The sequence below is a fragment of the Enterocloster clostridioformis genome (assembly GCF_020297485.1).
Taxonomy (GTDB): domain Bacteria; phylum Bacillota; class Clostridia; order Lachnospirales; family Lachnospiraceae; genus Enterocloster; species Enterocloster clostridioformis.
On record NZ_JAIWZC010000001.1, the window covers coordinates 522,701 to 545,461 of the forward strand.

Annotated in this window: 20 protein-coding genes, 1 pseudogene and 1 riboswitch; of the genes and pseudogenes, 16 read left to right on the forward strand and 5 right to left on the reverse strand. The window is 49.8% G+C overall.

Annotation, left to right across the window (positions count from 1 at the left end; genetic code table 11):
• Positions 1 to 3 precede the first annotated feature (3 nt).
• The 4 genes from LA360_RS02310 to LA360_RS02325 are packed head-to-tail and all read left to right on the forward strand — an operon-like array spanning position 4 to position 3,425.
• The gene (locus LA360_RS02310; RefSeq protein ID WP_057572503.1) at positions 4 to 1,647 is read left to right on the forward strand and encodes a hypothetical protein; all 1,644 of its coding nucleotides are present in this window, start codon (positions 4 to 6) and stop codon (positions 1,645 to 1,647) included.
• A gap of 32 nt (positions 1,648 to 1,679) precedes the next feature.
• Positions 1,680 to 2,633: an ROK family protein gene (locus LA360_RS02315; protein ID WP_057572504.1), complete on the forward strand. Its 954-nt coding sequence runs from the start codon at positions 1,680 to 1,682 to the stop codon at positions 2,631 to 2,633.
• The gene (locus tag LA360_RS30245) at positions 2,620 to 3,129 is read left to right on the forward strand and encodes a cation:proton antiporter domain-containing protein (RefSeq protein ID WP_022202448.1); all 510 of its coding nucleotides are present in this window, start codon (positions 2,620 to 2,622) and stop codon (positions 3,127 to 3,129) included. The genes LA360_RS02315 and LA360_RS30245 overlap by 14 nt, the downstream gene beginning before the upstream one ends.
• Positions 3,117 to 3,425, forward strand: a complete 309-nt coding sequence (locus tag LA360_RS02325) for a cation:proton antiporter domain-containing protein (protein ID WP_022202449.1) — start codon at positions 3,117 to 3,119, stop codon at positions 3,423 to 3,425. The genes LA360_RS30245 and LA360_RS02325 overlap by 13 nt, the downstream gene beginning before the upstream one ends.
• Positions 3,426 to 3,440: 15 nt before the next feature.
• On the opposite strand, the pseudogene LA360_RS02330 reads toward LA360_RS02325, so the two are convergent.
• From LA360_RS02330 to LA360_RS02350, 5 genes and pseudogenes are all read right to left on the reverse strand, one after another.
• A pseudogene (locus LA360_RS02330) lies at positions 3,441 to 3,614 on the reverse strand (ISNCY family transposase); the annotation flags it as partial.
• A 32-nt stretch (positions 3,615 to 3,646) separates the two neighbouring features.
• On the reverse strand, positions 3,647 to 4,078 hold the full coding sequence (locus LA360_RS02335; RefSeq protein WP_002583406.1) for an aspartate carbamoyltransferase regulatory subunit: 432 nt from the start codon (positions 4,076 to 4,078) through the stop codon (positions 3,647 to 3,649).
• Entirely contained in the window at positions 4,072 to 4,995 is a 924-nt protein-coding gene (gene pyrB / locus LA360_RS02340; RefSeq protein ID WP_002583405.1) for an aspartate carbamoyltransferase, read from the reverse strand. The genes LA360_RS02335 and pyrB overlap by 7 nt, the downstream gene beginning before the upstream one ends.
• A 179-nt stretch (positions 4,996 to 5,174) precedes the next feature.
• A complete protein-coding gene (locus tag LA360_RS02345) occupies positions 5,175 to 6,692 on the reverse strand; it encodes a response regulator transcription factor (protein ID WP_022202452.1) in 1,518 nt (505 codons plus the stop codon).
• Positions 6,685 to 8,457 (reverse strand): sensor histidine kinase, encoded by a 1,773-nt coding sequence (locus tag LA360_RS02350; protein WP_022202453.1) that lies wholly within the window; start codon positions 8,455 to 8,457, stop codon positions 6,685 to 6,687. The genes LA360_RS02345 and LA360_RS02350 overlap by 8 nt, the downstream gene beginning before the upstream one ends.
• A 211-nt stretch (positions 8,458 to 8,668) precedes the next feature.
• Between LA360_RS02350 and LA360_RS02355 the strand changes: the two genes are divergently transcribed.
• The 12 genes from LA360_RS02355 (at position 8,669) to LA360_RS02410 (ending at position 22,608) form a co-directional block, all read left to right on the forward strand.
• Complete coding sequence (locus tag LA360_RS02355; protein WP_112483046.1) at positions 8,669 to 10,060, forward strand: ABC transporter substrate-binding protein; 1,392 nt, start codon at positions 8,669 to 8,671, stop codon at positions 10,058 to 10,060.
• 60 nt (positions 10,061 to 10,120) lie between these two features.
• Positions 10,121 to 11,014 (forward strand): carbohydrate ABC transporter permease, encoded by an 894-nt coding sequence (locus tag LA360_RS02360; RefSeq protein ID WP_002573315.1) that lies wholly within the window; start codon positions 10,121 to 10,123, stop codon positions 11,012 to 11,014.
• 2 nt (positions 11,015 to 11,016) lie between these two features.
• Positions 11,017 to 11,862 (forward strand): carbohydrate ABC transporter permease, encoded by an 846-nt coding sequence (locus LA360_RS02365; RefSeq protein WP_057572506.1) that lies wholly within the window; start codon positions 11,017 to 11,019, stop codon positions 11,860 to 11,862.
• Positions 11,859 to 12,788, forward strand: a complete 930-nt coding sequence (locus LA360_RS02370; protein WP_057572507.1) for an amidohydrolase family protein — start codon at positions 11,859 to 11,861, stop codon at positions 12,786 to 12,788. The genes LA360_RS02365 and LA360_RS02370 overlap by 4 nt, the downstream gene beginning before the upstream one ends.
• 19 nt (positions 12,789 to 12,807) lie before the next feature.
• Entirely contained in the window at positions 12,808 to 14,208 is a 1,401-nt protein-coding gene (locus tag LA360_RS02375; protein WP_057572508.1) for a family 4 glycosyl hydrolase, read from the forward strand.
• 468 nt (positions 14,209 to 14,676) lie between these two features.
• Positions 14,677 to 15,519 carry an ABC transporter ATP-binding protein gene (locus LA360_RS02380; RefSeq protein WP_022202458.1) on the forward strand — a complete coding sequence of 281 codons (843 nt, stop codon included), beginning with the start codon at positions 14,677 to 14,679 and terminating at the stop codon, positions 15,517 to 15,519.
• The gene (locus LA360_RS02385) at positions 15,506 to 17,344 is read left to right on the forward strand and encodes a COG1361 S-layer family protein (RefSeq protein ID WP_022202459.1); all 1,839 of its coding nucleotides are present in this window, start codon (positions 15,506 to 15,508) and stop codon (positions 17,342 to 17,344) included. The genes LA360_RS02380 and LA360_RS02385 overlap by 14 nt, the downstream gene beginning before the upstream one ends.
• A complete protein-coding gene (locus tag LA360_RS02390; protein ID WP_057572509.1) occupies positions 17,331 to 18,719 on the forward strand; it encodes an ABC transporter permease in 1,389 nt (462 codons plus the stop codon). Before LA360_RS02385 ends, LA360_RS02390 begins: the two co-directional genes overlap by 14 nt.
• Before the next feature lie 100 nt (positions 18,720 to 18,819).
• Positions 18,820 to 18,909, forward strand: a riboswitch (ZMP/ZTP riboswitch).
• Positions 18,910 to 18,978: 69 nt separating this feature from the next.
• On the forward strand, positions 18,979 to 19,692 hold the full coding sequence (locus LA360_RS02395; RefSeq protein ID WP_022202461.1) for an IMP cyclohydrolase: 714 nt from the start codon (positions 18,979 to 18,981) through the stop codon (positions 19,690 to 19,692).
• Positions 19,693 to 19,708: 16 nt separating this feature from the next.
• Positions 19,709 to 20,887, forward strand: a complete 1,179-nt coding sequence (locus tag LA360_RS02400; protein WP_022202462.1) for a phosphoribosylaminoimidazolecarboxamide formyltransferase — start codon at positions 19,709 to 19,711, stop codon at positions 20,885 to 20,887.
• Positions 20,888 to 21,091: 204 nt separating this feature from the next.
• Complete coding sequence (locus LA360_RS02405) at positions 21,092 to 22,429, forward strand: MATE family efflux transporter (protein ID WP_057572510.1); 1,338 nt, start codon at positions 21,092 to 21,094, stop codon at positions 22,427 to 22,429.
• 38 nt (positions 22,430 to 22,467) lie between these two features.
• Positions 22,468 to 22,608 carry a hypothetical protein gene (locus LA360_RS02410; protein WP_155521216.1) on the forward strand — a complete coding sequence of 47 codons (141 nt, stop codon included), beginning with the start codon at positions 22,468 to 22,470 and terminating at the stop codon, positions 22,606 to 22,608.
• Positions 22,609 to 22,761: the final 153 nt, after the last annotated feature.

Below are 22,761 nucleotides of genomic sequence, written 5' to 3' on the forward strand. Positions count from 1 at the left end.
GCAATGGAACGTTATATGGCGCATCTGCTGAAGGGAGCAGAATACAGAACAAAGCAGTTTATGGGAAGTCAGGTAGGTGACCCGGCTTCCCTGCAGTATGGGGGAATCAAAGGCGATATCTGGGAAGCAAAGCCCACGATTTATGCCCTGACTTCTGCTCTGGCTGTATATTTTCACAAGGACAGCTGTTTTTATAAAAATGAACAGCTGTATGCAGCAGTGAATCTGGCACTGGATTTTATAGAAAGGACCCAGAGAGAGGATGGAAGCTTTGACTATCCCTCCTGCAATTTTAAATCAGCGGCAGATACCTCATTCTGCTTTAAACGGCTGATTGCCGCATACCGGCTTCTGGTAAAATATGGGGATTCTTCTGATGAGGCCATTACGGTTTTAAAGGAAAAGTATTTAACCATTATGCATAAGGCTTTGGATGCCATTCGCGAGGGTGGCTTCCATACGCCCAATCACCGTTGGGGAATCGCAGCAGCTCTTCTTCAGGGCTCTAATCTGTTTGCAGAGGAAGATGGATTTGCTGCAGGGCTGAAGGCGCGGGCAGATCAGTATCTGGCAGAGGGCATTGACGGAGATGAGGACGGAGAATATGCAGAGCGGTCTACGGGAAATTATAATGCAGTTGTAAACAATGCCATGATGGCTATGTATCAGGAAACAGGTGATGAGGCATTTTTGGGATATGTGGAACGCAATCTGTCCATGATGCTTACCTATATGGACCCTGACGATACTATTTTCACTCAGAATTCCACCAGACAGGATCAGGGAAAACTGGAATATGCGGATAAATATTTCTACCAGTATCTTTATATGTGCAGCAGAGAGCATTGTCCTGCCTTTGACGGAGCGGCACATAAGATCATAAAAGATAATATGGAGCGTGGAGATCTGGCGCCCGACTGTCTGCATATTGTGATGAACCATGATGAAATGATGGGATATCATTTTAAGGAATATGGATTTTTAGAGGAATATCGCAAATTTTTCCGTCATGCCGGTGTGCTGAGGGTGAGAAAGCCTTCCTATACTTACACAGTATTAAACGGAAAGAGCGCTTTTTTGTATTTTAAATCTCAGGGAACGATGCTTTGTGTAAAAATCGGAGAAAGCTGCTGCGATATCCGTAATTTCATTCCTCAGACCATAGAAGAGTTGCCCGACGGCTGCCGTCTGGAGGCAGAGGCAGAAAGCTGGTATTATCTGCCCTTTAAGGAGAAACAGGATACCTCTGACTGGTGGAAAATGGATCAGACCAAACGGGAAAAACTGATCAGCAGCCGGTTAAAAACAACTCTGGAGATCCGGGAAAAGGATCAGGGGCTGGAGCTGCATCTGAAGGCTGAGGGACTGGACCGTCTTCCTTTAAGATTGGAGATCTTCATTCCCGCAGGTGTAACTCTGGAGCATCCTGCATTTGCTCTGGAGGCAGCAGCGGGAGAGGGCATGATATTAAAGGACGGATATCTGGAGGTTCACGACGGATCTGTGACAATGGAAATTGGTCCCGGATTCGGAGAGCACTCCTTCAAGGGACATTACTCCGGAGAAGAGATCAACAGCGCCGGTTTCACCGTATATGCAAATGGCTATACTCCTCTAGAAAAGCATTTCTCCCTTATGGTAAAATAAACGGTAAATTATGAAAATAAAGGGGAAATTATATGCTGAGAATCGGAATTGATCTTGGAGGAACGAAGATAGCCGCTGGTCTGGTGGATGAAAACAGAGTGCTGGGGCCAGCCGTTCAGGAGCCAACAGGCCTGCCAAAACCGGCAAAGGAGCTGGCAGAGGCTATTTACAGGCTGACAGAACGCCTTTTAAAGGAACAGGGATTAACCTTTCAGGATGTGGAAAGCGTGGGGATCGGCATTCCCGGAACAGTGAACAAGGAAACAGACTGTATCGAGTATGCCAATAACTTCGGCTTTGAAAATGTGCCCTTTCTGAAAATGTTAAAAGACCTTTTTCCATGCCCTGTTTATGGGGAAAATGATGCCAAGGCTGCTGCCTGGGGCGAATATCTGGCAGGTGCAGGACGGTGCAGCCGTTCCATGACAGCCGTAACTCTGGGAACAGGAGTCGGCGGAGGTATTATATTGAACGGAAGGATACTGGAAGGAGACAATGGAGCAGCAGGCGAGCTGGGCCATATGGTGATCCATCAGAACGGACATCCTTGTACCTGTGGTCGGAAGGGCTGTCTGGAGGCTTATGCATCGGCTGCAGCTTTAGTGAGCCGGGCAAGAGAGGCTATGGAACGTTCGGATGAGTCCATGCTCTGGTCCCTCTGCAAAGGAGATCTGTCCGGAGTAAACGGCCGCATGATCTTTGAGGCATCAGAGAAGGGAGATTCCACAGCATGTGAGGTTCTGGACGGCTTTATGGAGGATTTGTCTGAGGGAATTGCCAATATTATCAATATTCTTCAGCCGGAGATACTCTGTATTGGCGGGGGCTTAAGCGGAGCCGGAGAGGCACTTTTAGCTCCGGTGAAGGAGAAAACAGCACCCAAAATCTATTCCAGAGCTTCCCAAAAGAACACCCGGATTCTCCTTGCAGAGCTGGGGAACGGAGCAGGCATCATCGGAGCAGCCTGCTTAAATGAGCAGAGATAAAGACAGAAATGTTAATAAGCCGTTAAAGTTCCGGCAAAACCTGTATTTTGCCATTGGAATAATTAAGGAGGCAAAGCCGGTGATTGGCCGGTCTGTGCTGTTGTCTGCTGCGGGGGTGGTTCTCACAGCAGGAATTACAGGGCTTTTTATCCATCTGATTTTGAAGCTTCCGCTTCTGGAGAGTCTTTTGACAGCTTCCGTGATCGGCTCCACGGATGCAGCCTCCGTGTTCGGCATTCTGCGGTCTAAAAATCTGAATCTTAAGGAGAATACTGCTTCCCTGCTGGAAATGGAATCCGGCTCCAATGACCCCATTTCCTATATGCTGACAGTGATTTTAACCGGACTTCAAATCGTCTTCATTTTGACATTGCAGAGGGAAAAACCATATTTGTATTCGCCGTGGCTGTTCTTGCCTATGCAGTTCCTGTGCTTTTGGGAGGAAACGGGTATTCAAAGGTATTTCTTCCCTCAGCGGCAATTATGGTATTCCTGACCCTGATTGGACGTCCACTTGCAGTGACGGTGCTTCTTGGAAGCTTCCGGTCTTTATGGGGACAGATCGGAACGGTTTCCTGGGCGGGGCTTCGCGGTGTGGCCTCTATTGTATTTGCCATTTATGCCGTACTGCGTCAGGTGCCGATGAAAAATAATCTGTTTAATCTGGTGTTTTGTATTGTTCTGTTATCCATTTCCATTCAGGGAACCCTGCTTCCATGGTTTTCCAGACGCCTGAAAATGATTGATGAAAAGGCGGATGTGCGCCGGACTTTTACGGATTATCATAGGTAATTGCGAAACAAGTTTTTAATTCTGATTAAAAATGTGAATTTTATCAGCAACCACTACTGTAATGAGCTGTGCAATTCCCGCAAGCAGCAAATCAGCATGCAGAGTTTTTTCATTCTGCGTTTTACGTCCGGCAACACAAAAGCTGTCCTTGAAGTGGTGAATGGATTTCTCAACAGCCACTGTCTCTTTCATGTATTTAAGGGCAGCGCCCCATAATCATCCTATTTAAATTCGCTGTACTTCTCTTCGCAGTACTGGCAGCGGTAAACCTCTGCCTTCTCATCTGCCAGGTAGAAGATATGGGGAAGCTCCTGTTCAATGGACGTGATGCAGCGGGGGTTCTTGCACTGAATCACATTGGTGATTTTCTTGGGAAGCTTTAATGCCCGCTTTTCGGCAATCTTGTCCCCGCGGATAATGTTCACCGTTATGTTGTGGTCGATGTAGCCCAATACCTTTAAGTCAACCGTATCCAGGCCGCCCTCGATTTTAATGATGTCCTTGCGTCCCATCTTGTTGCTGCGGGCGTTTTTGATGATGGCTACCTGGCATTCCAGCTTGTCCAGGCCCAGGTGATAGTAGATGTCCAGGCTCTTTCCTGCCTCAATGTGGTCCAGGACAATGCCTTCTTGTAATCCGCTGATGTTTAACATGGTTTCTGCACCTCCAGTAATCTCATGATTAATGCCATACGCACGTATACGCCGTACTGTGCCTGCTTGAAGTAGGCAGCCCTTGGGTCGTCATCCACTTCCACGGAGATTTCATTTACCCTGGGAAGAGGATGGAGCACATACATGTCTTCCTTGGCAAGTTTCATTTTCTTCTTATCCAGAATATAACAGTCTTTCAAACGGATGTAATCTTCCTCGTTGAAGAAGCGTTCCTTCTGCACACGTGTCATGTAGAGAATGTCTAACTGGCCCAGAGCGTCGTCCAGGTTGCCGACTTCCTCAAAGGGAACATTATTTGCAGTGAGCACGTCGTCACGGATGTTGTCCGGGATGCGCAGCTCAGGCGGGGATATCAGTATGAACTTGACGTTGGGGTAGCGGACCATGGCGTTGATTAAGGAATGTACGGTACGGCCGAATTTAAGGTCTCCGCAGAAGCCCACGGTCAGGTTGTCCAGACGTCCCTTCATGGAACGGATGGTCATAAGATCGGTTAAGGTCTGGGTGGGATGCTGATGGCCTCCGTCTCCGGCGTTGATGACCGGAATCTGGGCCTTCTGGGCAGCTACGAATGCAGCGCCTTCCTTTGGATGCCTCATGGCACAGATATCAGCATAACAGGAAATCATGCGGATGGTGTCGGCCACGCTTTCGCCTTTTGCGGCAGAACTGGAATTGGCGGATGAAAAACCTAATACACTGCCGCCCAGGTTCAGCATGGCAGCCTCAAAGCTTAAACGCGTCCGTGTACTTGGCTCATAGAAAAGGGTGGCCAGCTTCTTGCCGTCGCATACATGGGCGTATCCTGGAAGATTCTGTTCAATGTCCCTTGCAAGGGCCAGAAGGTCATCAATTTCTTCCACAGAGAAGTCTAAGGGATTCAATAAATGTCTCATGGGAGTCTCCTTTGCGCATTATATTGTAAAATATTGAATTTGGGAAATAGTTCGCACTCTACCAGTGCGATAGCCGGACCAGCCAGATATGGCACTGATTTGTGCCTCGTCATATTCTTACATAGAATGCGGTATAAGTCAAGTAAAAATTACAGGCTTTTATAAAAAATGATCGCTTTTTATTTGCAGGGTCTTCCCAGGACCTGTGTGATGTAGGCGCTGGGAGTCATGCCTGTTTTTTTCTTGAACAGCTGGGAAAAATACTGGGGGTTGTTTCCGAGTCCCACTTCCTGGGCCACATCCTGTATCTTATCCAGACCCTTGGAAGCCAGAAGCTGCTTGGCTGTTTTAATCCGCATGTCCGTCAGGTAGGTGGAAAATTTGGTGCCGGTCTCCTTCAGGAATTTTTTGCTGACATAGTCCACATTCATGAAGAGATAGTTTTTTGAAATATATTTAAGGGTCAGGTTGTCATCCTGCAGATTCCGGCTTACATAATCAAATATCTGCTGGGTCATGGTGCTGACGGACTGCCCGCTGTCAGGCTCTCTCAGTATTTCCTCCACCCGGTCAATGGCAAGGTTTTTTAAGTCCGTTAAGCACTGTTCATTTTCAATCCGGACCAGGAGTTCAGTCAGCCAGGTGGAGGAGAGGCAGGGACTGTTCAGGGTAAGCTTCATGAACAGGTTGCTGGCAATCTGTTTTAAAAAGGTGATGTCATTTATATCCTTTATGAGATCGGTCAGCTTCTGCATGGAATCCGGCTGCCGGTCCAGGATAGACTGGCATAGCTGCTCCAATTCATTGATATGGGTGTTGTAATTGCAGGTGTAGAGCAGATGAAAATTATTGATATAATAAATCATTCCAAAACGCCTTATTTTCTTGAGAACCACCACCAGAAGCTGTTCCAGGTTGGAATACAGTGTGGATTCGGTTTCCAGGGCTACGGCCTGGCCCGGATAGTGCCTCTGGCAGATGAAACGCTCCAGGTCCTGGTAGTTTGCGGCAAAGTCCTTAAAGAACAGAAGCAGTGTGTTATTGACGTATACGCCGTGGATGATGACGGAGGAAATATTTTGGCTGCAATACAGCCTTAAATCATCCAGAAACCTCTCCAGATGCTCAAAGGGCAGAAAATACACATAGTACAGCCTGTAGACCGTGAATTTAAAGTCAATATAGGATTCATAGGAACGGATGATATCCGGAAAACCCCGGTTCTGGCATATGCTGTCATTGATGATGCTGAAAATGACGTTGTGGTTCATGCTGTTGATTGCCATGAAGCGGTCTGATACAATCCGTTCCATGAGCTTCTGCTGGTAGCAGTCCTTCTTGCACTGTTCGATACAGTCAATGATCTGCAGCTCATTACAGGGTTTGAGAAGATAGTATTTAACCCCGTTTTTCATGGCTTCCTTGGCATACTCGAATTCCCCGTAGCCGGAGAGGATGATGAACTGTACGTTCAGGTCCGTACCGGAAATCCTGCGAATCAGTTCCAGGCCGTCCATGCCGGGCATCCGGATATCGGTCAGCACGATATCCGGCGTCTCGTCCATTATCATGTCATATGTTTCCATTCCGTTTTTGCACAGGCCCACCACCTCGATGTCGTATTCCTTCCAATTGATGATGGTGGATATGGTTTCGCGGATGATGCGTTCATCGTCCGCAATGATTAATTTAAGCATAGTCATCTTCCTCTGTTTTGTATGGTATAGTGATGATTGCAATGGCTTTTTCATTCTCGTTTTTAAAGGACAGTCCATAGGCTTCCCCAAAAAGCATCTGGATGCGCTGGTGGATATTGACCAGGCCGATGCCAAAGCCGTGGGCATTCTTGGTGCCGTCCTGAAGCTTTTCAAGAAGGCCGTCCTCGAATACAGAGCCTTCATTTGACACCTCCACAATCAGCAGGCCCCCTTCCTTCATGGTCCGTATGCTGATTTCACAGGTATCCATCATTTCCTCCATGCCGTAGCGTATGGCATTTTCCAGAAGGGGCTGGATGGTAAGGGGCAGTATAAGGGCTTTTCCCAGCTCTTCGGGACACTCCACATGGAACAGAAGCCGGTCCTCAAAGCGTATTTTCTGAATGGTCATGTAGCTTCCGGCCAGGCCGATCTCATAATCCAGGGTCACAAGAGGCTTTTTGCTGCTGAGGGTGGCCCGAAGCAGGGTTCCCAGGGATTCCACCATGGAGGAAATCTGCTGGTCCTTTAATGCCTTTGCCCGCCAGTTGATGGTTTCCAGGGTGTTGTATAAAAAATGGGGATTAATTTGGGATTCCAGCGCCTTAAGCTTTGCGTCGCGGCTTAAAATCTGATTCACATAATTGTTCCGGACCAGGTACTGGATACGGCCGGCCATGGTGTCAAAATGCTGGTGCAGCCTGCTGATTTCATCGGTCCGTTTACTGTAGTCCACCTCCACCTCAGGCATCTTAAGCTCCGTGCTGCTGAAAAACTCCATCTTCTGTATTAAAAGGTCGAAGTCCTTTAAAATGTAGCGGGTCAGGCGCCTGGAAAATGTCATGGCAGCGATGAAGCCTACAATGAGCATGGCCAGGATAAGGCGGTAGGCCATGCCTGTGGAATTGGAAATCTGGTCATAGGGGACCAGGTTTATGTAGGTCCAGTTGTAGTAGGGAATGGTGTTCTTAACTGCAAAATAGCTGTGACCGTTCTGGTGTACGATGCTGTAGGGCTGGCCGGTCTGTTTCATGAACCCATTGGCGGTTTCCGGGTCAATCCCGTCAGAGGTGTATATGAGCTGGTCCCCGTCAAAGAGAATGTAGCCGGAGTCGCCGTAGGTGGTTACCGCACGGTTGGCATCCCTTACAATCCGGTCCAGATCCACAAAGACCAGCAGGTCTCCCAGATGGTCCAGCTCCAGGTTGTATACCTTCCTGACGCTGCGGCTGAGTATATACAGGCCGTGGTCATAGTCAATGGTCCAGGTAATGGCTCCTTCCCGTTCCCTGGCCTTGTCCACCGCGTCCCGTACCGTGTCCGTATCCGCATTGTTTATGACCACGAAATTAGTCAGGTTTTGGAAATGCCGGTTATTTAACGCAATAGCAGCCACACCGTTATTTTTGTAGGCCTGCTGGTAATTGTTGATGGCTGCGCTGATTCGGGGGTTGTTGTCGGACCATATAAGGGGATCATCCGTACTGTCAATGCGGTTTAGGGAATCCTGAATCACGGAGGAGGAGATGATGACAGAGGAAAGGGTCTCGATGCTTTTTAAATTGCCGGAAATGGTCTGGGAGGAAAAGGACAGATTTCCGGCAATGGCCTTGTAGAGCTGTTCATTGTATGCATTGGAGGAAATGCGCAGCCCCATGAGCGCTATGAATAGAATCAGCACCACATTGGACAATACAACGGCCAGCAGTTTATTTTTCATGGAGAGATTTTCAAAATCACGTTTTATCTGGTTCAGGTATCTCATACGTTACTCCTGTTTTCAGTGGGAATTGACTGTCTTAGATTAATATAAACCATATCGTTCAACAGGACAAGGAAAAGTTGCATCCGCATAAACTGTATGAAAAAGTCGGAAAATTAACCATGGACATCGGTTTTATTGATTGGTTTGACAAGAAAAAGCAGGTATAATCAATTCATCAAAAGCAACTAAAGAACGAGGGAGGTTTTCAATCATGAAAAAGAAATTAGCACTTGTGCTTACAGCTGCCCTGGCGGCGGCAAGCCTGACAGCATGCGGCGGTTCCGGTACCGCAGATACAAAGGCGGCCGGTTCACAGGCAGAAGGAGCATCCGGGGAAAACGCTGCATCCGGGGAAAACGCTGCATCCGGGGAAAACGCTGCATCCGGGGATGGTTCGGAGATGGTGGTTGCCTGGTGGGGCAATCAGGTGAGAAATGTGCGTACACAGGCTATCTTAGAGCTGTATTCCGAACAGAATCCCGGAGTTACCTTTGACGGACAATTTTCAGAGTGGGCAGATTACTGGAACAAGCTGGCTACGGCCGCTGCCGGTCATTCCATGCCGGACATTGTCCAGATGGATTACAAGTATATCCAGCAGTATGTAAACAATGATTTGCTGGTGGACTTGACGCCTTATATTCAAAACGGAACCATCGACGTGGCAGACTGTAATGAAGATGTACTGAACTCCGGTAAGGTAGGGGACGGACTTTATGCAATCTGCAACGGCATCAATGCACCTGCGCTACTGTACAACAAGACAGCCCTGGATGAGGCAGGCATCACGGTAAAAGATAATATGACCATGGACGAGTTCATTGCACTCTGCAAGGAAATCAGGGAAAAGACAGGATATAAGACCAACATTGCATATAACAATGGTGAGAATTTCATCGAGTATTTCCTGCGCGCCAATGATGTAGTCATGTTCGAGGACGGAAAACTGGGCGGAACAGCAGAGGATTATGTATCCTATTTTAAACTCTATGAGGATGGCATAAGGGACGGATGGGTTGTGGATCCTTCCATCTTTGCAGAGAGGACCATCGGATCCGTGGAGCAGGACCCAATGGTGTATGGTTCCAATCCTGAAACCATGTCATGGTGTGCGTTTAACTATACCAACCAGCTCACAGCCATCCGAAGCGCCGCACCTGAGGGTGTGGAGATTGCCATAACCACCTGGCCTTCAGCAGACCCTGTCAAGTCCGATTATCTGAAGCCAAGCCAGTTTTTCGCCATCACAAAGGACAGCACAAATCCGGAAGAGGCGGCAAAGGTCCTGAATTTCATCACAAACTCAGTGGAATGTAATGAAATCCTTCTGGGAGAGAGAGGCATTCCTCTGTCATCAGCAGTGGCAGATTCCATTGCGCCTAAGATGGATGAGACCAGCCAGGAAGTGATTAAGTTCATCAACGAAGTTGTATCTGACAATTCTTCCCAGATCAATCCGCCTGCTGCCGACGGTTCAAGCGAGGTAAACGATCTTCTGAATAAGCTGGAGGAACAGGTACGTTACGGTCAGATGACGGCTGAGGATGCCGGTCAGCAGCTGTTTACAGAAGGCTCAAAGATTATGGAGTCCAAGAAAAATTAGCAAATTAAAAAAGAGCGGCTGTTGTAGGTCGCTCTTTTCATAAGGCGAGGAGGAGAGGCTATGAAGGCATTAAAGCAGCAGCTCAGCAAGGAAAGTGTGGCCGGTGTCCTGTTTACACTGCCATTTACCATTGGATTCCTGCTGTTCATGATTGTTCCAATGGGAATTTCATTGTATTATTCGTTCTGTGATTATGACATTCTTTCACCGCCTGTTTTTACAGGACTTAAGAATTTTATTTCCATGTTCCAGGATGAAACGTTTTTTAAAACACTGAAGGTAACTTTTTTCTTTGCATTTGTGTCTGTTCCGCTCAAACTTCTGTTTGCTTTGATTGTGGCCATGCTCTTGCTGGAAAATTCCAAAATGTCCGGTTTCTACAGGGCAGCCTATTATCTTCCCTCCATTATCGGAGGTTCCGTGGCAGTATCCATCTTATGGAAGAGGATGTTTGCCATGGACGGCGTGGTGAATAAGCTTCTGGGAATGGTGGGAATCCAGACCAGCTTTTCGTGGCTGGGAGATACCAGAACAGCTATATGGGTCCTCATATTGCTGGTGGTCTGGCAGTTTGGTTCATCCATGCTTATCTTCCTCTCATCCTTAAAACAGGTTCCGCAGTCCCTGTACGAGGCGGCAGAGGTGGACGGCGCCAGCGCGCCGGCAAAATTCTTTAAGATTACCCTGCCCCTGCTGACCCCCACCATATTTTTCAACCTGGTCATGCAGATGATTAACGGCTTTCTGGCCTTTACCCAGTGCTATATCATCACCCAGGGAAAACCCATGAATTCAACCCTGCTCTATACTGTTTACATGTATAAGCAGTCCTTTGAATTCTACAACACAGGATATGGTGCGGCCCTTGCATGGGTCATGCTGGCTGTGATTGGTCTGATAACCCTGTTCCTGTTTGCAACGAAACGGTTCTGGGTATATGAAGGAGGGCTTTAATCATGAAAGAGAAGCGAGTGGTTAAAAAAGCAGTATACCATATCATTGTTTTCGTCATCGGCATCATCATGATTTATCCCCTTATATGGATGGTCATGAGTTCTTTTAAGGAGAACAGCACCATATTCTCCACAGCGGGCAGCCTGATTCCGGAGAAATTTATAGTCAGCAATTATTCCACGGGATGGAAGGGCTTTGGAAAGATTTCCTTTGCCACCTTCTTCAAAAACTCCATCTTCATCTCAGTGGTGGCCACCCTGGGAACCGTGGCCTCCTCCGCCCTGGTGGCCTACGGATTTGCTAGATTCAAATTCAGAGGCAAGAGCATCCTGTTTGCTGTCATGCTGCTCTCCATGATGCTTCCCGCCCAGGTACTCATGATCCCCCAGTATCTGTGGTATCAGAAGCTGGGCTGGGTGGGCTCCTATATGCCGTTGACTGTTCCATATTTCTTTGCCATACAGGGATTTTTTGTGTACCTGATTTCCAACTTCATCAGCGGTATTCCTACGGAGTTGGATGAAGCGGCCAAGATTGATGGATGTTCCTATGCAGGTATTTTTACCCGCATCATGCTGCCTCTTATAAAGCCGGCACTGGTCACGGCCTGCATATTCTCCTTCATGTGGAGATGGGATGATTTCCTTTCAGCCCTGCTGTATGTCAGCAAGTCCAGCATGTACCCTGTCAGCCTTGCGCTTAAGCTTTTTTGCGACCCGGGCTCGTCATCGGATTACGGCGCCATGTTCGCCATGGCAACCTTGTCCATACTGCCGTCCATCCTTATATTCCTGTTCTTCCAGAAATATCTGGTTGAGGGCATCAGCACCTCCGGCCTGAAAGGATGATGAAAATGGAACATGAGATGAAGATAATAGACGGACATGTCCATCTGATACAGTGTATCGCCGGAACAGGGGCAGGAGGAGAGCTGCGCTTTGCCGGAAACGGCATGGCGGAATATGCATCAGGGGAACGGTTCCGAATGCTTCCGGATGAATTCAGCCAGGGAGTGGTGACTGCCGGGGATATTCTCAGGAAAATGGATGATAACGGAGTGGAGAAAGCAGTGCTGCTCCAGGGAAATTACTTTGGTTTCCAGAATCTCTATTCCATGGAGGCAGTGAAAAAATATCCGGACCGGTTTTGTGCCGCGGCTTCCTACGACCCTTTTTGCAGGGGCAAGGAACAGATACGAAAACACCTGTTTAAAGAGCTGGGTTTTCCAATTGTGAAGTTTGAGGTAAGTACCGGCTCTGGGCTCATGGCCAACCATTTCACGCTGCCCCTGGACGGGGATATCATGAAGGCCGAATATGATTATGCGGATGAACATGGTCTGGTGTTTGTCATTGATATAGGCAAATGCGGCAGTGAGAGCTGGCAGACGGACCGGCTTTTGAATGTGATAAAGGAGCATCCCGGCATGAAGTTTGTGGTCTGCCATCTGCTGGCCGTGTCCATGAGGGACGAGGATAAGCTTGTGGAAGGATTAAAGAAGCTGGCCCTGCCCAATGTGTGGTTTGATTTGGCTGCCCTGCCCCATAACTGCGGCCCTGACGCCTACCCCTATCCCAATGCGGTGAGGTATCTGAGGCATGGTATTGAGATAGCAGGGGCGGACAAACTCATTTTCGGAACGGATATACCCTCGGTGCTGAAGGAGGACAGCTATCAGCATTTTATACAGTACATCACATGCAGCGATGCATTTTCCCGGGAAGAAAAGGAACGAATCATGTACAGGAATGCAGAGCATGTATATTTCAAGTAAACATATTAAGGAGGAAGCTATGAAGTATAGCGATAATAAAGTTAAGGATATTCAGATTGCATATATAGGCGGCGGTTCCAGGGGATGGGCCTGGACCTTTATGACAGACCTTGCCCTGGAGGACCAGATCAGCGGTACCATACGTCTGTATGATATTGACGGCGGCGCGGCAAAGAACAATGAGGTGATTGGCAACCGTCTGATGCAGAGGGACGACGCCAAAGGAGACTGGAAGTTTGAGACCAGCGCAAGCCTTAAGGACGCCCTGACAGGCTGTGATTTCGTTGTCATTTCCATCCTGCCCGGCACCTTTGACGAGATGGAGTCTGATGTTCACCTTCCGGAGCGCCTGGGAATCTACCAGTCTGTAGGCGATACGGCAGGGCCGGGCGGAATGGTCCGCGCCCTGCGCACCATACCCATGTTCGTGGAGATTGCCGGGGCCATAAAAGAATATGCGCCAAAGGCATGGGTCATTAATTATACCAACCCCATGTCACTGTGTGTAAAGACATTGTATCATGTATTTCCGGAAATCAAGGCATTCGGGTGCTGCCATGAAGTCTTTGGCACCCAGAAGGTCCTTAAGGGAATCTGCGAGGAGAGCAGCGGGGAAACAGATATTGACTGGCATGACATCCATGTAAATGTGCTGGGCATCAACCATTTCACATGGTTTTCAAGCGCTTCCTATAAGGGGATCGATTTGTTCCCTGTTTACAGGGAGTATATTGACAGGCATTTTGACCAGGGATATGAAGTGGAAGGCGAAAACTGGATGAATTCCTCCTTTAAGTGCGCCAACCGGGTCAAGATGGATCTGTTTAAGAGGTACGGCCTGATTGCGGCGGCAGGGGACAGGCATCTGGCTGAATTCATGCCCGGAAATGAGTACCTGAATGACCCGGAGACAGTGGCATCCTGGAAATTCGGCCTGACCACGGTGCAGTGGAGAAAGAATGACCTGAAGGAGAGACTGGATAGGAGCCGCAGGCTGGCATCCGGTGAGGAAGAAGTCAAGCTGGAACCTACCGGCGAGGAGGGAATCCTTTTAATCAAAGCGCTCTGCGGCCTGACAAGGGTTGTCAGCAATGTGAATATCCCTAATACGGCCTGCCAGATTACCAACCTGCCCGCGGGTGCCCTGGTGGAGACCAACGCGGTCTTTGAAAAGGATCACATCTATCCGGTGGTTGCGGGAGCAGTGCCGGAAAATGTAAAGGAACTTCTGATGCCCCATCTGGAGAACCATGAGCTGATTATGGAAGCAGCCCTTAATCCGGATAAAGAAAAGGTGGTCAGGGCATTTATGAACGATCCCCTTGTAAAGGGAAAGAACTGCCGGGAAGAAGATGTCAGGCTTCTGGTGGATGACATGATCAAGAATACGCTTAAATATCTTCCAAAAGGATGGGAATAGACGAAAATGAAGCACGATGGCGAATTACTTAAATTCACAGACGCATTTATTATCAATCTTGCGCCGGTACCCCGGAAAGAGCCGTTTTACGATGCAACCGGAGGACCGTTTACCCATTCCAAGACATGAAATGGCTGAAGAAAAACGGCTATCTGCTGTCCTATGAACGCTGCTCCTGAACCGTACTGTGAAATATTAAGAACCCCTCAAAACCGGGCCCCGCTTAAAACCAGCGGGGCCCGGTCTTTTGCTGCGCTCCGGCCTGATTTACTTTACAATTACCTGTTTTCGTGTTACATTTGCTACTGAAAACGGATAGGGTGTAAGGAATTATTAAAGGAAGATTAAAGAAAAACAGAAGAACAAATCACCTTCTCTGTGCTATACTGAACAAAATCAGTAACAGTCTGTCCATAGAGGCTGTTATCCGGATTGGAGCGCTTTTACGCCCCGGAAAGGAGGCTGGATTTGGCACAGGAACAGTTGACCGTGTCGTCGGTCCCTGAGAAACAGGATGCAGGAGAAAAAGACACAGGAAAAGAAAATACTGGAAAAGAAAACAGGCCCGTGGTCATACGGGTAAAGAATTTATATAAGATATACCGGGTAGGCGATATCAAGGTCCGGGCCCTGGACGGACTGGATTTTGACATATATAAGGGAGAATTCGTTGCCATCGTGGGGGCCTCCGGTTCCGGCAAATCCACCCTTCTCAACATGCTGGCCGGATTGGAAAAGCCCACCAAAGGGGAGATTGAGATTGGCAGGGTCCATATAGAGAAGATGACGGAGCGCCAGCTGGTGAGCTTCCGCCGCGAAAAGGTGGGGTTTATCTTCCAGGCATACAACCTGTTAAATACCATGAATGCCCTGGAGAACGTAGCCCTTCCCCTTTCCTTTCGTGGTGTTTCCAGAAGACAGCGGCTTAAGGAGGCCAGGAAATATATGGATTTGGTAGGCGTGGGAGGCCAGGCCAGGCATATGCCCAACCAGATGTCCGGCGGACAGCAGCAGCGTGTGGGAATTGCCAGGGCCCTGGTGGTAAATCCCCAGATTATATTTGCCGATGAGCCCACGGGAAACCTGGATTCCAAGACCACCATGGAGGTGCTGCGCCTGATGCAGAAGATTGTCAGGGAGCAGAACCAGACCCTGGTCATGGTTACCCACGACAACAATCTGGCCTCCTATGCGGACCGGAGAATCCGAATCATGGACGGCCGGATTGTGGGAATCGAGACAGGCGGCAGAGAAGCGTTATATGAGGGGAATGCAGAGAAAAAGGAGTGCAATGAGAATGAGAGCAAATAAATGGTGCAAAGGCCTGACGGCGTTCCTGGCAGCCTGTATGCTGGCCGGGATGCATTCGTCCAGTGCGGCGGCCAGCGATTACAAATTGGGCTATAACACCAATGCCAGTGAAAATGATTATGTATTTACTACAAAATCACCCAAAGGGACCATAGGAAAATCCATGTCCATTCCCTTCCGTATCAGGGCCACGGATGAGGATATGGAGAACCTGCGCATCAGTCTCCTGCAGACCAATGAGTTCCAGCAGATAGAGGAGAGGGGAAACGGGGATTACTCCGTTGACTACTATCCCTTTGAAATCATGGAGACCACCTTTGTGGCCAAGAGCGTGGGAACCATCAAGAAGGGCAATGTAAAGAGCGTGTCCCTGTCAGCCAGGGTGCGGCGGGACGCCCTTCAGGGATACTACAGCATTCCTGTGCTGCTGGAATGGGACGGCGGTTCCGATACAGATTATATCAACGTATGGATTTCCACCTCATCCACATCCGGAGCGGACGAGGAGGAGGACAAAAAGGAAGGCAATTACTTTGTGGTGGGTGAGAACCAGCCCACGCCCAGGGGAGTCTATCCCAATGTCATGGATTACACCGTAAACTTCCGCAACAAGAGGGAGACCACGGCCCAGGATGTGACGGTCAGCATGCAGCTCTCAGAGGACGATGCCAAATTCCCCTTTGAAATCAACGACGGCAACTATGACCGCACCTTTGAGCGCGTGCAGCCGGGAGAAACCGTATCGGCTCCCTACAGCATGGCAATCCGCAAGGATTCCTACACGGGTTATTATCCAATCAAATACACCATCACCTTCCGCTTAAGCTCTGAGGGAGATCTGCACACGGAGGAGGGAACCTTTTACGTACATATCGTGTCCAAGGATAAAGAGGACGACCTGGGTGATTTTAACGCCAACGACAGGACCAGGGCCAGGCTGATTGTGGAGAGCTATCACACGGTCCCGGAGAAAATCTACGCAGGGGACGAGTTTGAGCTGATTCTTAACATGAAGAACGCATCCACCTCGGTTCCTGCCAGCAACATTCTCTTTAACCTGGAGTCGGAGAAGGTATCGGACAGCGCCGTGTTTACCACGGAGTCAGGCACCTCCTCCCTGGTAGTGGACAATATGGCTCCCGGACAGACCACCGAGGTCAGGGCCAGATTCACGGCCAGGGCAGGAGTGGACCAGCGCTCCTACGCCATCACGGTAAAGGAGAAGTACGACAGCCCCGAATTCAAGAACGCGGAGGAAAGCATTGTAGTGGACATCCCTGTAAAGCAGTATGCCCGGTTAAGCACCAGCACCATTGACGTTATGCCGGACAGCTTAACCGTGGGATCTGAGTCCAATGTCATGTTTGGCATCAACAACACGGGAAAGGTCATCCTCTACAACGTGACCGTGACCTTTGAGGCGGATTCCATCAAGACCACGGACGCCTATGTGGGAAACATCAAGCCGGGTGAAACGGGCAACGTGGACACCATGCTGACAGGCGTGGCCCCCACCCTGGATGAGGGAACGGTGCGCATCCGCATTGATTACGAGGATGAAAACGGCGTTCCCGCCGAACCGGTGGAAAAGGAGCTGACCCTCATGGTCATGGAGGAGATGGAACAGAACTGGGATGATACGGGAGCGGCCATGGATGCAGGCAGCATGGACGCCGAGGCAGCGCCGTCCTTCTGGAGTAAATATAAGTTCCTGGTGATTGCCGGTGTGGTGGCAGCGGCCGGTATTGCTGCCGCGGTTGTCATCCGAATCAGGAAGAAACGCAAGGCGGCAAGGGAAGAGGATGTGGACAATGAGATTTCCTGATCTCGTAATCATGAGCATTAACAACTTAAGACGCAGGAAGCTGAGAACGGTACTGACCGTGCTGGGAGTTATCATCGGTACGGCGTCCATTGTGGTCATGGTATCCCTGGGAATCGGACTGGACCAGATGTTCATGGAACAGATTTCCTCCTGGGGAAGCCTGACCACCATCAACGTGTATTCCGGCTCATCCTATGGCGGCGCGGTGATGGCTGGAGGGGGCGGGAGCAGCAAATCCTCGGATCCCACCTACATCACAGACGATGTCATAGCACAGTTTGGCCGTCTGCCCCATGTGACCGGGGTATCCCCGGTCCTGGAAATCAATGTGCTCATGCGCCAGGGAGCCTACGAGGCCCAGTATCTGTCCCTTATGGGCGTAAGCCAGTCCTTTCTGGAGCAGATTCCCCTGGGCGAAGGCAGGCTGCCGGAGCCGGGAGAGATGGGCATGGTGGTGGGCAATACGGTCCAGCAGAATTTTTATAATTCCAAGACAGGCCGCGGGTACTGGGACACAGGCGAGATGCCGGATGTGGACTTTATGAATAAGCCTCTTTTTGTGATTTTTGACGTGGATGCTTATTTCCAGACCAGAAATGGTTCCGTCGGTTCCTCGGAGGACGGCCAGACCCCGGTGAAACCGCCGAAAAAGTATATGCTGAATGCAACCGGAATGGTGGAGGGCGGTCCGGACGACTGGAATTCCTATTCCTATAATGTGTACACGGATATAGACGGCCTGAAAGCCCAGCTGCGCAAGGTGTTTAAAAAGGGAACCGTCATACCGGGGCAGCCCACCAATAAAAAAGGAAAGCCCCTTAACTATCTGACCTATAACCGGGCGCAGATATTTGTGGACGATATGGAATATGTCCAGGCGGTGCAGAAGCAGATAGCGGACATGGGATTCCAGGTCAGCAGCCAGGCGGACTGGATGGAGAGCACGAAACAGCAGTCCAGCATGATACAGGCTGTCCTCGGCGGCATCGGAGCCGTTTCACTGTTCGTGGCAGCCATCGGCATCGCCAACACCATGATGATGTCCATTTATGAGAGGACAAAGGAAATCGGAGTCATGAAGGTACTGGGCTGCGATATGGGAAATATCCGCAACATGTTTCTCATTGAATCCGGTTTTATCGGCTTCATGGGAGGTGTCGCCGGAATTCTTCTCAGTTACAGTATCTCGGTGGTTATCAACCGGTTTGTAAACCTGGAGGAAATGAATGGCCTGACAGGCAACCTGTCCAGAATACCGCCCTGGCTTTCCGTGGCAGCCGTGGTCTTTGCCATCTTTGTGGGCATGGCAGCCGGATTCATGCCGGCCATGCGCGCTATGAAGCTGAGCCCCCTGGCAGCCATCCGAAATGAATAGGGAAAATATGCCGGTATTGGAGACAGCTTTCCTGAACACTCTTGATTAGTAAAACTTCTAAAAAAGGGTTGCAATATTAGAAAAAAAGATATATATTAATGGTAGGGCGTGTGACTGGCGGATAGTGGAGCAACCACAGGGAGCACGCAGTACCATGAACTAGTTTGAGCCGACCGCCTGGGCATGCATATTTTTTGCGTGTCCGGGAGCCGGCTCTTTTAAGTTTCAGAAACCTATTAAGCCGAATGGAGGAATCAGTATGAATCAGATGTCACTGGAACAGGAACTGAAAAGCAATGCTTATCCCGGACGGGGAATCGTCATCGGGCGCTCTGATGATGGAACAAAGGCAGTAACCGCCTATTTTATCATGGGCAGAAGCGCCAACAGCCGCAACCGCGTGTTTGTGGCGGATGGGGAAGGGATCCGTACCCAGGCATTTGACCCCGCCAAGTTAGAGGACCCAAGCCTGATTATATATGCCCCTGTACGGGTTCTTGGAAACAAGACTATTGTGACCAACGGGGACCAGACAGACACCATCTACGACGGGATGGATCACCAGATGACCTTTGAGCAGTCCTTACGATGCAGGGAATTCGAGCCAGACGCGCCTAACTACACACCGCGGATCTCCGGCATCTTGCATATTGAAAACGGCAATTACAACTATGCCATGTCCATTTTAAAGAGCGACAACACAAATCCGGATTCCTGCCTGCGCTTTACCTATGCCTATCAGTCACCGGCAGCGGGAGAGGGACGTTTCATCCACACCTACATGCGTGACGGCAATCCACTTCCCAGCTTTGAGGGAGAGCCTAAGAAGGTGGGCATAAGCGGGGACATCGATGCCTTTACGGATTTGGTCTGGAACAGCCTTAACGAGGACAACAAGGTGTCCCTGTTCGTGCGTTATATCGATATTGCCGCCGGCACATATGAGACGAGAATCGTAAATAAAAACAAATAGGGAGCGAGGTAACATTATGAAAGAACTGGCACTTAAATACGGCTGTAACCCAAATCAGAAGCCTTCCAGAATATTCATGGAAGGGGACAGGGAGCTTCCCATCACAGTACTGAGCGGCAGACCCGGCTATATCAATTTCATGGACGCGTTAAACGGCTGGCAGCTGGTAAAAGAGCTGAAGACAGCCACAGGACTTCCGGCAGCCGCCTCTTTCAAGCATGTATCCCCTGCCGGGGCAGCCGTGGGCCTGCCTCTTGACGATACGCTGAGGAAGATTTACTGGGTGGACGACATGGGCGAACTCTCACCTCTGGCCAGCGCCTATGCAAGGGCAAGGGGAGCAGACCGCATGTCCTCCTTCGGGGACTTTATCTCTCTGTCCGATGTGTGCGACGCGGACACGGCCAGAATCATTAAGCGGGAGGTGTCTGACGGCGTTATCGCCCCGGGATATGAGCCGGAAGCCCTGGAAATCCTTAAGTCCAAGAAAAACGGTAACTACAATGTCATCCAGATCGATCCGGATTATGAGCCGGAGGCCCTGGAGCGCAAGCAGGTATTCGGCATCACCTTTGAGCAGGGACATAACAACCTGGAGATCAACAGGGACCTTCTGGAGGACATTGTCACTGAGAACAGGGATCTTCCGGATTCTGCCAAGATTGACCTGATGATTTCCCTCATCACCCTGAAATACACGCAGTCCAACTCCGTATGCTATGTAAAAGGCGGACAGGCCATCGGCATCGGCGCGGGACAGCAGTCCAGGGTACACTGTACGCGCCTGGCAGGCAGCAAGGCGGACAACTGGTATCTGCGCCAGGCTCCCCAGGTAATGAACCTTCCTTTTGTGGACAGCATCAAGAGGGCTGACAGGGACAATGCCATTGATGTCTATATGGGAGATGATTACATGGATGTACTGGCTGACGGAAGATGGGAAAAGACCTTCAAGGTAAAGCCTCCTGTATTCACCGCTGAGGAAAAGAGGGCCTGGCTGGACACCATGACAGACGTGGCCCTGGGCTCCGACGCCTTCTTCCCATTTGGTGACAATATTGACAGGGCCAGCAAGAGCGGCGTGAAATACGTGGCGCAGCCCGGAGGTTCTGTCCGCGACGACCAGGTCATCGAGACCTGCAACCAGTACGGAATGGTGATGGCATTTACGGGAATCCGTCTGTTCCACCACTAATGGTTTTATGCAAAGTTTAATAAAGTAAACAGACAGCGCCTGCGGCAAATTCCATAAAAGGGAATGCCATGGGCGCTTTTTTGCGCTGATTTGCAGCATTTTGTTAGTGTTTTGCTCCGCGTTCCCTCTGTATTTCCGGTTGCCCTAATGGCAGACCAAGGGTATAATGGTACATAAATTGTCATTGGGAGGAAAAAGGGTATCATGATTACAGATTTAACGGTGGAGCATCCGAAAAAAACACTGTGGCGGTTTGCGCTGCCCATGTTCATAAGCGTCATGTTCCAGCAGTTTTACAATATTGCGGACAGCAGCATTGCGGGCCGGTTTGCAGGGGAGGACGCGCTGGCAGCCGTGGGGGCCTCCTATCCCATTACGGTGATATTTATGGCCTTTGCTGTGGGAAGCAACCTGGGAGCTTCCGTGGTGGTGTCCAGGCTCTTTGGGGCAAAGGACATAGGCAGGATGAAGACGGCTGTCCACACGGCATTCATTGCCTGCGGCGCCATGAGCCTGATTCTGACCGTTCTGGGATATGCCTTTTGCGGGGATATGATGCGGGTAATCCATACCCCGGACAACATATTCGCGGACGGAGAGCTGTACCTTAAGATCTATGTGTACGGGCTGATATTCCTGTTCCTCTACAATGTATGTACAGGCATATTCACGGCCCTGGGGGATTCCAGAACGCCCCTTTATTTCCTTATCGGCTCATCCCTGGGAAATATAGCGCTGGATTACTGGTTCGTGGCCCGGCTGGGACTGGGGGTGGCCGGAGTGGCATGGGCTACCTTTATTGCCCAGGGGGGTTCCGCCATCCTGGCTCTGGGTACCCTGGCCAGGCGTCTGGGCGCCCTTAAGACCGACCGGAAGACAGTGCTGTTCAGCGCCGCGTTGCTGGGGCAGATAGCAGCCATCGCAGTGCCCGGCATTATGCAGCAGAGCGTATTGTCTGTGGGAAATATGTTTGTCCAGGAAATCGTGAACCGGTATGGATCCGCTGTCATTGCGGGTTATTCCGGCGCCATCAAACTCAATACCTTTGCCATCAATGCATTCATGTCCCTGGGAGGCTGTCTGTCCAGTTATACGGCCCAGAATCTGGGAGCGGGAAAGAAAGAGCGGATTCCCCTGGGCTTTAAGACAGGTGTCAGACTGTCCTTTTATGCCGCGGTTCCGTTTTTCCTGCTGTATTTTGTGTTCAGCCGCCAGATGATGGGACTGTTCCTGGGGGCGGGAAGCACCCGGGCCATACAGTCCGGCATGGAGTTCCTGCGCATTGTAAGCCCCATGTATTTCATGATTTCCATTAAGCTCATGACAGACGGCATCATCCGGGGCTCCGGTGCCATGACCTATTTCGTGATGGCCACTGTGCCGGATTTAATTCTCCGGATTATCGTGGCCAATATCCTTACGCGGCATTTCGCAAGCACGGGTATCTGGATGGCCTGGCCCTTTGGATGGATTGCGGCTGCCCTGCTGACTATGATATTTTACAGGAGGATTGTCACGGGGAAATATCGTATACGTATCTGATGGGGAAAAGTTGCGGTTAGAACCATTCAGCAGAGACAGTGGTTCATTGGCTGTATTACCACAAGGATTCCTATTATGTACTTTATGTTTCCCTGATAGAAGGCGCCCGCATTACACAGGTCCAGACCCATATCATCGTGCCCGGGGTCAAATATATCATGAATGGACAGGAAGGATAAAAGCGGCCTGGACAGTGATGGGATCTGCGCCCCCTGGCTGAGATGTGGGCATGGAACATGTGAAGGTTTTGCGAAATGTCTTTCATGGAAGTATTTGACTCTTGAATCATCAAATCCTTTATGCTAGGATAAGTTTATTAAAAATTATTAACA